Annotated in this window: 10 protein-coding genes; 2 read left to right on the top strand and 8 right to left on the bottom strand. The window is 27.5% G+C overall.

Annotated features, from left to right (window positions below):
• Positions 1 to 126: 126 nt before the first annotated feature.
• On the top strand, positions 127 to 1,338 hold the full coding sequence (gene tyrS / locus CLPUN_RS07560; RefSeq protein WP_077846698.1) for a tyrosine--tRNA ligase: 1,212 nt from the start codon (positions 127 to 129) through the stop codon (positions 1,336 to 1,338).
• 572 nt (positions 1,339 to 1,910) lie between these two features.
• Here tyrS and CLPUN_RS07555 read toward each other — a convergent pair.
• The 5 genes from CLPUN_RS07555 to CLPUN_RS07535 form a co-directional block, all read right to left on the bottom strand.
• Positions 1,911 to 2,432: an NUDIX hydrolase gene (locus CLPUN_RS07555; RefSeq protein ID WP_198944304.1), complete on the bottom strand. Its 522-nt coding sequence runs from the start codon at positions 2,430 to 2,432 to the stop codon at positions 1,911 to 1,913.
• A 283-nt stretch (positions 2,433 to 2,715) separates the two neighbouring features.
• Positions 2,716 to 3,468 carry a hypothetical protein gene (locus CLPUN_RS07550; protein WP_077846696.1) on the bottom strand — a complete coding sequence of 251 codons (753 nt, stop codon included), beginning with the start codon at positions 3,466 to 3,468 and terminating at the stop codon, positions 2,716 to 2,718.
• Positions 3,469 to 4,011: 543 nt separating this feature from the next.
• Positions 4,012 to 5,076 carry a hypothetical protein gene (locus CLPUN_RS07545; protein ID WP_077846798.1) on the bottom strand — a complete coding sequence of 355 codons (1,065 nt, stop codon included), beginning with the start codon at positions 5,074 to 5,076 and terminating at the stop codon, positions 4,012 to 4,014.
• 230 nt (positions 5,077 to 5,306) lie between these two features.
• A complete protein-coding gene (locus CLPUN_RS07540) occupies positions 5,307 to 6,335 on the bottom strand; it encodes a phosphodiester glycosidase family protein (RefSeq protein ID WP_077846695.1) in 1,029 nt (342 codons plus the stop codon).
• 386 nt (positions 6,336 to 6,721) lie between these two features.
• A complete protein-coding gene (locus CLPUN_RS07535; RefSeq protein WP_077846694.1) occupies positions 6,722 to 11,026 on the bottom strand; it encodes a 2-hydroxyacyl-CoA dehydratase in 4,305 nt (1,434 codons plus the stop codon).
• Between the two features lie 168 nt (positions 11,027 to 11,194).
• Between CLPUN_RS07535 and CLPUN_RS07530 the strand changes: the two genes are divergently transcribed.
• Positions 11,195 to 11,554: a tetratricopeptide repeat protein gene (locus CLPUN_RS07530; protein ID WP_077846693.1), complete on the top strand. Its 360-nt coding sequence runs from the start codon at positions 11,195 to 11,197 to the stop codon at positions 11,552 to 11,554.
• Between the two features lie 117 nt (positions 11,555 to 11,671).
• Here CLPUN_RS07530 and CLPUN_RS07525 read toward each other — a convergent pair whose 3' ends face one another.
• From CLPUN_RS07525 to CLPUN_RS07515, 3 genes are all read right to left on the bottom strand, one after another.
• Positions 11,672 to 12,409, bottom strand: a complete 738-nt coding sequence (locus tag CLPUN_RS07525; protein ID WP_077846692.1) for a transglutaminase-like domain-containing protein — start codon at positions 12,407 to 12,409, stop codon at positions 11,672 to 11,674.
• An 80-nt stretch (positions 12,410 to 12,489) separates the two neighbouring features.
• Positions 12,490 to 13,128, bottom strand: a complete 639-nt coding sequence (recX, locus tag CLPUN_RS07520) for a recombination regulator RecX (protein ID WP_077846691.1) — start codon at positions 13,126 to 13,128, stop codon at positions 12,490 to 12,492.
• A 162-nt stretch (positions 13,129 to 13,290) separates the two neighbouring features.
• Positions 13,291 to 14,532 carry a M16 family metallopeptidase gene (locus CLPUN_RS07515; RefSeq protein WP_077846690.1) on the bottom strand — a complete coding sequence of 414 codons (1,242 nt, stop codon included), beginning with the start codon at positions 14,530 to 14,532 and terminating at the stop codon, positions 13,291 to 13,293.
• Positions 14,533 to 14,857 lie beyond the last annotated feature (325 nt).

Below are 14,857 nucleotides of genomic sequence, written 5' to 3'. Positions count from 1 at the left end.
TAAGGTGGTAACACGAGAGTTAAACTCTTGTCCTTTATAATTATAAAGGACAAGAGTTTTTTTATTGCCTATTGAATCTTATAGAACTTGCTTATATTAAAACTTAAAATGTAAGGAGTTAAAAAGATGAAAAATAACATTGAAGAACAAATCAAAATCATAGGAAAAGGTGTTGCTAATATTATCAGTATTGAGGAATTGAAAAAAAAGCTCATGATATCTGAAACAGAAAATAAACCTTTAATAATTAAATTAGGCTTAGATCCAAGTGCTCCAGATATTCATTTAGGTCATGCTGTTGTATTAAGGAAAATTAAACAAATGCAAGATTTAGGTCATGAGGCAGTTATCGTAATTGGTGACTTTACAGGAAAAATTGGTGATCCAACAGGGAAATCAAAGACTAGAAAACCACTTTCAAATGAACAAGTTATGGAAAATGCTTTAACTTATCAAAAACAAATTCTGAAAGTATTAGATAAGGATAAAACTAAAATAAAGTTTAATAGCGAATGGTTATCAGAGTTAAATTTTGAAGAAGTATTAAGATTAGCTGCAACTACTACTGTTGCAAGAATGTTAGAGAGAGATGATTTTAAAAATCGTTATAACAATAATACCCCTATTGGAATTCATGAATTTTTTTACCCACTAATGCAAGGCTATGATTCAATAGCATTAAAGGCTGATATAGAACTTGGTGGGACTGATCAGACTTTCAACATACTTATGGGTAGAACACTTCAAAAAAGTATTGGTATGGAAGAACAAATAGCAATATTTATGCCTATCTTGGAGGGGTTAGATGGAATAGAGAAAATGAGTAAAAGCTTAGGAAATTATATTGGTATTCAAGAAGCACCAGAAATAATCTTCAAAAAGGTAATGGAAATTCCAGATAATCTTATTATAAAATACTTTGAATTGGCTACAGATGAGCATCCAGATAAAATTGCCGAATTTCAAAAGCAATTAGACAATGGCAAAAATCCAAGAGATGTCAAATTTGAATTAGCAAAAATTATTACAAATTTATACCACACAGAAGAAGAAACTAAATCAGCAGTTGAGTACTTTGAAAATGTATTTCGACAAGGTAATTTACCTGATATAATTCCTCAAATTAGTGTTCCTTCTGAATGTAATTCATTAAAAGAAATAGGAATCTTTCTTGTAAAAGCTAATTTCCTATCATCCAATAATGAATTTAAAAGACTTGTAACTCAAGGCGGAGTCAAAATAAATAAAGAAAAAATAACTGATTTTGATAATACTCCTGTTGAAAATGGAGATATAATAAAGCTTGGAAAGAAAAAATTTGTTCAGTTAATTAAATAGATACTTTAATATATTTGTGGCTTTCAGTTCTATACTTATAGCCAATTTCCCAGATACTAGAGTAATATATTCTTCTATATTTTAGCATTTCCATATAAGCTTAAATTGTATAAAAAATAAAATGTATAAGACAACAGTCTAAACAGAAATAAAGAGTTATAGTTGCGTAAAATCATCTATAACTCTAGATAATAAAAAACAATAACTAAAATTTAATTTTATTATATATTGAATACTCCATGTATCTAGTTTAAAAACTAGCAGTTATTACCATTTAATTTTGTTGAAAAATTAAAATTACAACGTATATACTATATTCAAGAGCTACAATTTATTTAATATTCATTGTTTTATACTCTACATAGAAAAAGAACTCCACAAGTAGAGTTCAATTGTATGTAAAAGAGATTATGAGCTTTCATTTGAAAATTCACTAAGATAAATATTTAATTTAATTATAAACTTAAAGCATTTTTAAATAATACGGTTAATTTTAATTAATCACTTACTCATTATAACTTCACTTTCAACTTTTGTAAACATTTTCTTTTAAATTTACTATAACTTTATCTTTACCTTTCTTCTATATATTTTCTAATTTCTTTTAACACATAAGTCTCTCTAGAAATCCAATTAGCAATCGGTTCAATTCCTAAATTAATTATTTTATTATTATTCTTTATAGCATCATCTATATTAACCCATTCTGGTTTAAAACCTAACTTTGCTTCATAAGGATCTAATTTCTGAGATTTTTTTTTATTATAAACTTCTGCAAAATAATAATATGATATCATCTTAAAAATTCTATCGTTAAAATATTTATCCTTACTCTTTTCAGTTATAATTCCAACCTGTTCATTTATTTTACTGCAAACATACCCTGTTTCTTCTTCAACTTCTCGTTTTAACGCTTCTATATATCCTTCACCTTTTTTAATACCCCCACCAGGAAATTTATAATCTCTGTTTTTAGAATGTACCATTAAAATCTTATTGTCCTTGATTATAACTCCTCTAACAGCTTCTCTAAAATTAATATTCCCAATTGATTCATTTACTTTATCTATTTCAAAAATTTTATTAAATCTCATAAATATATTCTCACATCCTTATTAATTTTAAAATATTTTTATTATAATTTCCAATAATTTTATAACATAAATTATACTGCAATTATATGTTATTGTAAAAAAATTATTACGTATATGTATAAATACTTTTCAAGGAAAATATCTACATTCTATCTATAATTATATTAGAAATTTCTAATTGATATTTTATAAATCTTTTAACGGAGAATTTACTTCAATAAAAATTAAAGGTATATAAAAACTTATTTAAGTACTTATATACCTTTAAATATATTTGATATTCTTATTCAAGCAATTCTAAAACTGGTCTATATCCTACAGTTTCATATTTCAAATCCTTATCAGATTCATTAGAATCTTCTACAAAAGAAAATCCTCTTGTTACACATAATTTCTTACCTTTTGAACCTTCACTTTGTGTATAGCTAGCAAAATTATACCAATGCCACAAATTATCATTATTTTCATCATCTTTTGAGTTATAGTCTGTTTCATAATCAGCACTTACTGGAAGTCCTACAATATTATCTACATTAACTACATATTTATCCCATTCATTTACTTTTCCATCTTGCTTTTCATTAGATCCTGTTAAAAGCCTTAGTATATACTTTTTCCCATCTATTATCACTACTCTGCCAAAAATTAAATTTTGTTGATTTAATTCATTCCAAGTCACTTCTTTTAATATATTTCTATCACAAATTAAAAGCTTTTTATTATTATCATTTATTTCTATCCATGATAATTTATTCTTATGATTTTTATCTGTATCTCTTATTTCTATTTTTTGCCCTGTATATACTGGAATGTCTTTAAAATCTTGAAAATCAACTGGTGTCTTTTCTTTTCCATCGTCTAAATATAATGTTCCAAAAAATCTAGTATTACCTGTAGAATATTCTTCATTTTCTAAACTCTTTTGCACTCTATTATTTTTAATTTTTTTACCTATAGCTAAAAACCCACCTACAACTGCTATAGTTCCTAATATTTTACTCGCATTAATTAATTTAATCTTTTTACCTTTACTCATAAATTCCAACTCCTTTCCCATAATTATTATACACATTACAAATAAATTATGTCAATTTTTCTATATTTCATTCCTTATTGATTTTACAGCCTCAATCAATTTCTTTGAAAATCTTAGTAATGTATTTACTGCTTTAGTTTATGTGTCTGATATATCCATTGCTGTAGTTCCATAAATTTCACATTTACAATTTAATTCTGATACAACACTTGCATGTATATTTATTTCATTTACTTATTCTAAAATTTGTTTGAAAATATCTTCTGTGGTATTTACTAGATCTATGCTTTATTGTATAAACTCTCCACCTTACTTTGCATTATCAGTTGTTTTATTTATTGCAACTGCTTCTTTTGTATAATTATTAGGAACTTGTACAGATTCATCTAATAATTGATTTGTAATATCTAAATACTATGCTATTTATTCTCTTAATATTATACTTTTTTAGTGGAATATTTTTATATTGGTATTATATCTCAAATTCACATAAATTAAAATTACTATATTTAATTCAAATTTATGTGAATTGAATTGTAATTTCTAATTAATGACTTTTTTAGGTTCTTCTATTTCATTTTTTATTAACTTATTACCATTTCTAGAAATAACACCTTTAGAGTATGTTTGAACTAACTCCCCCTCATATTTAATTGTCTTTTTACTAACAAGCTCTAAAACATTGCTTTCAATTTTATTATTAACATAAACTTTTCCTAAGTAATCAATCAGTATATCTGCCTTATCAACTGGTTTTTGCAAAGTTAAAGTATGCCATTGAGGCTTTTTATCATTTAAAACAGTATAATATATTTTACTAATTTCACCATTTACTTGTTCACCAAAATATACATTATCATTAATATCAACACCTAATACTTTTGCAACGTCAACATTAGGTATTTCTATATTTCCTGAACTATTTAATATAGTTATCCCCTCGCCCATTTCCATTACTGCATTTGTATTCGTAGTTGGAACTACAATATTTCCTATATTCTTATTAGATCTAACTTCTGCTAATTGATTCATTACGTTTGCGTAATATAGATCGCTTTTCCCATTTTTCTTTAGAATTTTTATATAAAGGCTATGAGTCGCATTTGAAAATACAACATTATCAATTTTATCAGTTTTATTTTCTATATTAATTTTAACCTCTTTTAAATTAAAATCTGAAAGTTGTCTTGTCTCTCCCTTCTTAGCATTAAACGATACTGGTTCAAAATATACTTCTCCATTTTTTTGTACCTTTTGAATAACAATTATACTACTTTCATTTGTTAACCACTTATAAAATATTACCTCTCCATTGCTTTCAGTTGTAAATTCCTTTTCACTTCCATCAGTACTATCTAATACTTTAAGTTTATTGTCCTCTATATATGCAACAAATCTGCTGTCTGATGATAATGAAACTTCTCCAAGTCCGTTTTTGATATCAATTTCATTGGAATTTTTCTTCTTGGGAACTTCTTTTTCTTCAACCTTTTGAGCTTCTATCTTTACATCTAAAGCTAAATAAACCTTTTCTACATATAAAAATATACCTTGCTGAATTGCTAACGCTATAAGTGTACATGCTAATATTCTTATAAAGTTTTTCATCACTTAATCCTTTCCTACTAAAACACCTTTATCTACCATATACTTTTCTTAATTAAGTCATTAAAGTTTCTTAAATATTTATTGCCACTGGTTTTGTTTCCCACTAAGATATCTACAATATACATTTTATAATTTTGATTATTCAACAAAATTGAGTCCCGATAAGTAATCTCAATGAAAATTTCTTTTTGCAGCATATATAATTTAATTCTTCAAACGAAACTAATTTTCTACTCAACATAAAAAGCTGTAGCAACAGATCTTTCCCCATCCCAAGCATTTGGTGAATTTATTACCTCACCTTTATAATACATTGTTGATGAATATCCACCATCTAAAGCACCTGCATTAATAGCTCCTCTCTCAAGCATTATTTGTTGAACATCATATAAACTTGCACCTGGAGATGTAATCTTTCTACCATCAATAACTAAAAATATCACTGTTCCATCTTCCTTTTGTCCAACTGCAGTTCTCGGATTAAGTCCATCTGACGTTTTATCTTTTATTTGTGCTCTTCCATTAATAATAATGTTAGGTCTTCTAAAGCACATTGCCTCTTTTACCTCTAATTTTTCCAATTCCTCAAGGGTATGGTCACCAACTATAAGTTGTCCTTTTTTAGTAAATGCAATAACATTCTCAATATTTTTCTTCTTTATATTAGTTTTTGGATATATAACCTTACCTTCTGAAATTACAAATCCACCTGGTTCTGCCCCTGTTCCTGCATAAAGTGTTCCATCGGAAGATTGATCCACAAAAGAACCACCGTTAATAGCTGCAATAGCATTATGATCTTCCGCCATTTCACTTGTTTTTTGTCCCATTTTACCTACATGTTTTGTCATTGCAGCTTTTACTCCAAGTGGATTCTTTATTTCTAGAACATATCCATTATATCTTTCTGTATGAATGTCATACCTGCTTATATCATTTCCACTCGTATATTTAACATTTATCTTACTAATATCTGTAGCAATTTCTTCAGCAACTTCATCTTTAGACTCTTCGTGCATTTGACTATTTATTCCCAAAATTTTATTTATAGTTTCTTGAGATAAATAATCAGTTATTAAATAGGAATGTCTAGTTCCTAATATTGTTGATATAAGCACTTTCCTAGTGTTTTCATATGGTCCATACAATAAAATAATAGGTGTTGTTATTGCTAAAAAAATAAATATGTACATTAATTCTATAAAAAATACTAATATTTTAGATTTTTTGCTTGCTTGTTGCTTATTTTTTCTCTGCATTTATTTCCTCCAAATAGCATATTCCTAAAAGCCTGAATTAACGAAAAGTACTGAATAAGTACACTTCAATTGATATTTGACAATTTAGTCTTAAACTTTCATATTGGTTCTTAAATTATATATTTCTAGAAAAGTTATTGGCTTTTTCATTATTATCAACTATACATTATTCATTGTCAATTATCTAAACACTAAATTTTATCAGTTTTCCTGTTTGAAAAATGCTGTGTTCTCGCACTATAAATTACAATAGCTCCATCTAACTCAGATGAAGCTATCTTAAATTATTATTATATATATGTTACAAAATAATCCTTACATAAATTTATACTTGCGTACTTCATTCTCTATAAATTTATAATTGGAATGTTCATAGTTTGAATATTTTACTCTAATGTTAAACTTATTTCATTTTCAAATGGTTGCTTTCCTGTACTTTCTTCGTGTTTTTTATGAATTGTAGGTGTTTCTTCTAAATTCTTAAATGCAACAGATAACATAAGCTTAATTCTATTTAATTGATTTACATTTGATGCTCCTGGATCATAATCGATAGCTACTATGTTTGATTTAGGATATCTTTCCTTTAAAGCTTTAATCATACCTTTTCCTGTAACATGGTTAGGTAAACATGCAAAAGGTTGAAGGCACGCAATATTAGTTGCCCCACTTTCTATAAGCTCAATCATTTCAGCTGTTAAAAACCATCCTTCTCCTGTTTGATTTCCAAGAGATAGAATTGGTGATGCCATATCTGCAAGGTCTCTTATATGCTTAGGGCTAGAAAATCTATTACTCTTTTCTAAGGACTTTTTCATAGTTTTTCTATAAGTCTCCATATACATAATTGCTAAATTACATAAATGCTTTGACATTTTACTTCCTGCAAGGAATTTGGCTTTAAAATCAGCATCTAAAGCTGAATAGAAGAAGAAATCTAAAAGGTCTGGCACTACTGCTTCTGCACCTTCATTTTCTAAAATTCCTACAATATCATTATTAGCTGTCGGATGAAATTTAACTAATATCTCTCCAACAACACCAACTTTAGGCTTTCTTACATTTAATAATTGTAAATTATCAAAATCATTAACTATTTCTTTTATATTTTTATTAAATTCTCTCTTGCTTCCATTTATTAAATTTAATCTAGCTTTTTCATTCCACTTTTTATAAAGTTCATCTGCTGATCCTTTTACTTTTTCATAAGGTCTTGTCCTATATAAAACCCTCATAAATAAGTCACCATAAACTAATGCCATAATTGATCTATGAAGAAGTTTTGGTGTAACCTTAAACCCTGGCTGTTCCTCAAGTCCTACTGCATTTAATGATATAATTGGAACTTGTTCAAAGCCTGCATGCTTTAATGCCATTTTCAAAAATCCAATATAGTTAGTTGCTCTACAGCCTCCGCCTGTTTGAGAAATTATAACTGAAGTATTATTCACATCATATTTTCCTGATTTTAAAGCTTCGATCATTTGACCAATTACTATTATTGAAGGATAACAAGCATCATTATTAACGTATTTTAACCCTTCATCAACTGCCTTCATATCCATAGATGGTAAAACTTCTACATTATATCCTGCTTCCCTTACGGCTGTTTCTATTAAGTCAAAATGTATTGGAGACATTTGAGGACATAAAATTGTATGCTTCTTTCTCATTTCAGCTGTAAATACTGGATTTTTATATACAATTGGCTCTTCAATTGGAACATAATTTTTTCTTTCTCTTTCATCCATAGCGGCTTTTAATGATCTTATTCTTATTTTTGCTGCTCCTAAATTATTACCTTCATCTATTTTAAGAACTGTATAAATTTTTCCCTTTGATGATATAATTTCTGAAACTTGATCTGTAGTAACAGCATCTAATCCACATCCAAAGGAATTTAATTGAATCATATCTATGCAAGGTTCATCTGCTACTAAAGCTGCTGCTCTATATAATCTTGAATGATACATCCATTGATCTACAACCCTCAGTTTATCTTTTAATACTCCTAAATGAGATACACTATCTTCTGTAAGTACTGCCATATCAAAGGAACTTATAATATCTGGAATACCATGATTTATTTCAGGATCAATATGATAAGGTCTTCCACCTAACACAATTCCCTTCTTATTGTTTTTTCTTAAATATTCTAAAACTTCTTCACCTTTTTTTTGTATATCCTTTTTAAAAAGATCTCTTTCTATGCTCGCTTTATTAACTGCTGCTTTTGCCTCCTCTAAAGTAACATTAAACATATTAAACTCATCTACTATTCTTTTGGCAAGTTCCTTTTCATTATCTAAAGATAAAAATGGTTCCATAAAATTAACATTATTTAATTTTAATTCATCCATATTGTTTTTAATAGCCTCCGGGTAAGAAGTTACCATAGGACAATTATAATTATTTTGAGCGTCTTTAAACTCAGTTTTTTCATAAGATATACAAGGATAAAAAATATTCTTAACTCCACTATTTATTAAATCAATTATATGTCCATGAGCAAGCTTTGCTGGATAACATGCTGATTCTGATGGTATAGTTTCTATCCCAAGTTCATATATTTTCTTGCTTGAAGGCTTAGATAATTTAACGCTAAACCCTAAACTTGTTAATAATGTAAACCAAAACGGATAATTTTCATACATATTAAGAACTCTTGGAATTCCTATTACGCCTCTTTTTGCCTCCTCTTTTTTTAGTGGTTTATAATTAAAAGTCCTCTTATACTTATACTCATATAAGTTTGGCAATTTATCTTCTTTAGGTCTTTCTAGGCCTAGTCCTCGTTCACATCTATTCCCTGAGATGAATTCTTCCTCTGTAGAAAACCTATTTACAGTTAAAAGACAATTATTCCCACATTTACCACAACGTCTAAAAGAAGCTGTCATTTTAAACTCATCTATTCTATGTCTTGGTAGCAAAGTAGATTTTTCACTTTCTAAATATCTTTCTTTTGCAATAATCGCACATCCAAATGCACCCATTAATCCTGATATATCTGGCCTAACAGTTTCTCTGCCTGAAATAAGCTCAAAACTTCTAAGTACAGCTTCATTGTAAAAAGTTCCACCTTGTACTATTACTTTTTCTCCAATGTCTTTTTCATCTCTTAATTTTATTACTTTAAAAAGTGCATTTTTTATAACAGAATATGAAAGTCCAGCAGATATATCTGCTATCTCTGCACCTTCCTTTTGTGACTGCTTAACTCTAGAATTCATAAAAACTGTACATCTTGATCCAAGATCTACTGGTGCTTTTGAAAATAATGCTTCTTTTGCGAAATCTTCAATATTCATACCTAATGATTTAGCAAAGCTTTCAATAAACGACCCGCAACCTGATGAACAAGCTTCATTTAAAAGTATGCTATCTATTGCTCCATTTTTTATTTTTAGACACTTCATGTCTTGTCCACCTATATCTAAAATGAAGTCCACACCTGGCAAAAAGAAATCGGCAGCTTTATAATGTGCAATTGTTTCAATTTCTCCAATATCTATATGTAAAGCTGCTTTAATCAACGCTTCTCCATAACCTGTAACTGTTGAATTTACGATTTCAACATCTTTAGGAAGTTTTGCGTATAAGTCCTTCATAATCCATACGACTTTGTCTAATGGATTTCCTTCATTGCTTCCATAATAAGAATATAAAAGCTCAGATTGTTCACTTATAAGTGCAACCTTAGTTGTTGTTGAACCTGCATCTATTCCTAAATATGCTTTTCCTTTATAATCATCAAGGTCTGCTCTTTTCAATATATTTTTATTATGTCTATCTTTAAAATTTTTATAATCTTCTTCATCTTTAAATAACGGTTCAAGTCTAGGTTCTGTATCTTCTTTTATATTAGAAATATGTGAAATCTTATCCACTATCTTATTAAGAGATGTCACTTTTTCTTTTTTTGATAAAAGTGCAGCTCCTATAGCAACAAAAAGTTGAGAATTTTCTGGTGCTATCACTTGTTCTTCTGTTAAATTCAATGTTTCAATGAATCTTTGTCTAAGTTCTGATAAGAAAAATAATGGTCCACCAAGAAAAGCTACGTTTCCTTTAATAGGTTTACCACATGCAAGTCCACCTATAGTTTGATTTACAACTGCTTGAAGAATAGAAGCTGCTATATCACTCTTTTCAGCACCTTCATTTATTAATGGTTGTACATCTGTTTTAGCAAAAACTCCACATCTTGATGCTATAGGATATAATACCTTGTATTCTTTGGCATACTCATTAAGCCCTAAAGCATCTGTATTTAATAATACTGCCATTTGATCTATAAAAGCTCCAGTACCACCAGCACAACTTCCATTCATTCTTTGTTCTATTCCACCTCTAAAATATGTTATTTTAGCATCTTCTCCTCCAAGCTCTATTACAACATCAGTTTGTGGAATAAATGTTTCAACAGTTTTAGAACATGCAATTACTTCTTGTACAAAACCAAGATTCAGCCATTTAGATACTGATAATCCACCAGAGCCCGTTATATTAATCCTGCAGTCAATATCTCCAAGTATTTCATAACATTCTTTTATTAAATCTATAATTGTACTTCTTATATCTGAAAAATGTCTTTGATATTTGCTATATATTAAGCTGTCCTCATTTCCAAGAACTGCTAATTTCACTGTTGTTGATCCTATGTCTAATCCAATTTTATAATTTATCATATTTTTCTATTCACCTACTCTGTTTTTTTCACAAATATTTTCTTCTTCTCATTCTAAATTATTTATAAATAATTCTATATGTTCGTATGTATAGTAATTTAACTTGCTGTCTATAATTATAAGGTATCTAGGATATTATTTACAATTTTATTTTTTTGGAGGGCACCTATGAATTATTTTAATGAAGGAAATAAATTTTATAATATACAAGATTATAAAAGAGCTATATCCTGTTATAAAAAATCTGCATCTGAAAAGCTAAACGAAGCTTGCTCCTATTATAATTGTGGTGTTTGCTTTATTAAACTAAAAAATTTTGATGATGCAATAATAATGCTTAATAGAGCAATTTCTCTTAAACATGAAAGTAAATATTTCTTTAATCTTGGTTATTGTTATGTTATGAAGGAATGTTTTAATACTGCTTTGCGTCTTTTTAATCTAGCTTGGTCAATAGATCCTAATGATACTGACTGTGAAAAAGCTATAAATCTTATTATTTCTAAGCTTCATAAAAAGGCAAATTAACAATGTGCATTATACAATTAAAGGTGAAATCCTATAGCCTTCTTAGATTTTATTTTTCCAAAAGCTATGGGTTTTCCTTAATTATTAAATGCAATGTATTAATCGTCACCCCATCCTTTACCACTCCCCTGCAATATCTTCTGCCTTGTGGTCATCAAAAAATTCAGAATCAAAATAATAATTTCCGCCTTCATAAAAGGTTGAATCTACATTTATCCATTTGTTTTCTTCCTTAATATAAGCTTGATTCCATGCATGACCTAAATACTGCCCATTTTCATCTAATATTTGTCCACCTATTAGCCTTACCTTAAGATCTACTGCCCTTGACATAGCTACATAAAGACATGCTTTATCAAAACATATACCTGATTTATTTTCAAAAGCACATATAGCTCCACTTTCAGGCATATCATTTGCATCTTTTCCATTTAATACTTTTTGTGCTTTATTATCATCATATTTTATATTACTTCCAATCCACGTATATAATATTTTAGCTTTTTCCCTGTCACTCTTAGCATTTTTAGTTAATTGGATTGCTTTGCTCACGATACTTTCATTAGATTTTATCCCTTCATCTATAGTAATTCCATTATAAATAATAACTTCATTAGAAGAGTCATTTTTATCACCTTGTTTCTTCTTAAAAAAAGCATTATCATCACTTTTTCCATATTGTCCATCATTTATGGCTACAGCTTCTTTTCTAACTTCATTTTCCAAAAATGAATTAGCAGCTGTAGAATTAAATATTAATTTTGGAATTACTAACAACCCAATAATTATACTTATTTGAATGCATCCTGTAATAAACCCAGCAGAAATTACTAATAATAAGTTTCTCTCCCTCATAAATTTCCCCCACACTTTACATTCTATTATAACAAAAATATTAAATTTATGTAATTTAATATTTTTTATTTAACATAAAACTATTCAAAGTCATCTAATGACATAACTTGCTTAACAACTTCATTTGTAATATCATACTCATACCCCTTAGAAATCAAATATCTATATAATTTGCCTGAAATTTTATAATTATCATTTTCCTTTTTTCTTAAAAGGTCAACTTTCTTCTTTGCTAAATTGAATGCAACATTTTTTTCATTTTCCTTATTTGAATTAGATAAATGCTCCTCTACAAGTTCCTTAGATATACCTTTTTGAAGTAAAGTATACCTAATCTTCTGGCTTCCTACTGAATTTAATTTATCATTTATAAAGGCTTTTGCGTAATTTAAATCATTTATAAAATTGTATTCTTTGAGAAATTCAATACTCTTATTTATAGCATTATCTCCATATCCTTTTGATTTAAGTTTTTCTATAACTTCTTTTTCGGTTTTATGACTTTTTTCAATAATTCTTAAAGCAGAATTTTTACATCTTATTAAGCTTTCTTTCTCCGCTAAAGCTTCAAGCTTTTGGGAATCTACTTCATCATTCTTCTTAAGTCCTTCTTTATAAATTAATTCTATTGAAAGAGAAAATGCATATTCCTCATCTAAAAATAAATTAACTCTTTCTTTATTTTTCTTTTGAACTTCTATCTTTGTTATTTTTGCCATATTTTTAATTTTCACCTTTGCTTATAAATTACATTTATATCGATTTTAGTTAAAATTTCTACATTTTAATTGAACAAATTATTTTTTTATGAAACATATATCTAGTCTAATATTCAGAAAATATATATTTCATATTTAAAATTATTTTTACTGAATCTATTCTTAATTAGATTTTAATATATGAATAGTTGGATTTTTTAAAACCTTTTCCCCAACTTCATTTATTTTTATCGTATCTAAATTATTTAACCTGTCCATATCCTTAACAAATTCAAATATGTCTTCATCTTCTAAAGCTTGATGAAGCATATAATTACATAATTCTGAAGAATCCTCTAAAGTTGATATTACTGCTGTCTTATGAACCTTCTTCATTATATTTAAATCCTTATCTACGATTTTTATATTTCCATCAACCAAATTTTTTAAAATTTCATCTATTGCATCTTTAGTTTCATCAACATTTTCTTCTCCAACTGCAGTATATATATAAAGAGTCTTTATACTGCTTGTTATTTCAAGATGAGTATAAATATCATAAGCTAATCCCCTATTTTCTCTAACTTCTCTGAAAAGCAATGAATTTGAGCTTTCTCCAAGTCTATGATTTAATATTCTAAGCGGAAGTTCATCAGATTTTTCTAAATCATTAAAGGTAAATAAATATACTATAGTGCTTTGTTCAATATCTTTTTTATAACTTATTTCTATTATTTCCTTATTTTTTTCTTTTATAATCTCTATAGGATTAACTTTTTCGCCTAGCCATTCCTTAAAATGTTCCTCTACTAATTTTATTGCTTCATCATGGTTTAAAGATGATACCATAGTAATAAGAGCATTTTCAGGTGTATAATACTTATTATAATAAGACAATATTTCGTCCCTAGTGAATCTTGATACATTTTCTTCAAGTCCTGTCACTTCATATTTAAGTGGACTATTAGTAAATGCAATTTTATTTACATTTTTGAAACTAAAATCTTCTATATCATCTTTACTCATTCGTATTTCTGATAAAATTACTCCTCTTTCTTTTTCAATTTCCTCTTTATCAAAAGCTGGATTTATAATCATATCGCCTAAAAGTTCTACTGCATTTTTAAATTCTTCCATCAAACAGCTAATTGTATACACTGTTGCGTCATAATCTGTATAAGCATTATATTCTCCACCTAAAGCTTCCAACTCTTCATTAAGTTCTTCATCGCTTCTCGATGTAGTTCCTTTAAATAATGTATGCTCAATAAAGTGACTTATACCTTTTTCTTCTATATTCTCATATAATGCTCCAACCTTGACACCTATATTTATAGCTGCAATTTGAGTGTCTTTATTTATAGTTATTACTTCCAGCCCATTTGCTAAAGTATGTCTTTTCACATCGAAATTTAATTTTATCATTCATTAATCTCCTAATTTTAAATATTATGTGTATACTATTATACCGTATGAAGCGCATTCTTTATAGTTTAAAAATAACAATTTCTAAAATAAATATACATTAAATATGTGTTTCAAAAATATTACATATTTAAATTAGTTATTTTTCTTAATTTGGATGAACAATTAAAATCCTAACATATATAAGCTTATTTAATATTGTGTAATTTTACGTAAAATTTGCAAATTGATTTTTAAATTAAATAATGTAAAATTTAATTTAGAGTTTATATTTTATATTATTTAATATGATAGTATAATTTTATTATAACAAATAAGTAATCTC

The sequence above is a fragment of the Clostridium puniceum genome, from assembly GCF_002006345.1.
Lineage (GTDB): Bacteria > Bacillota > Clostridia > Clostridiales > Clostridiaceae > Clostridium > Clostridium puniceum.
This window is presented reverse-complemented; position numbering and strand designations above follow the sequence as displayed.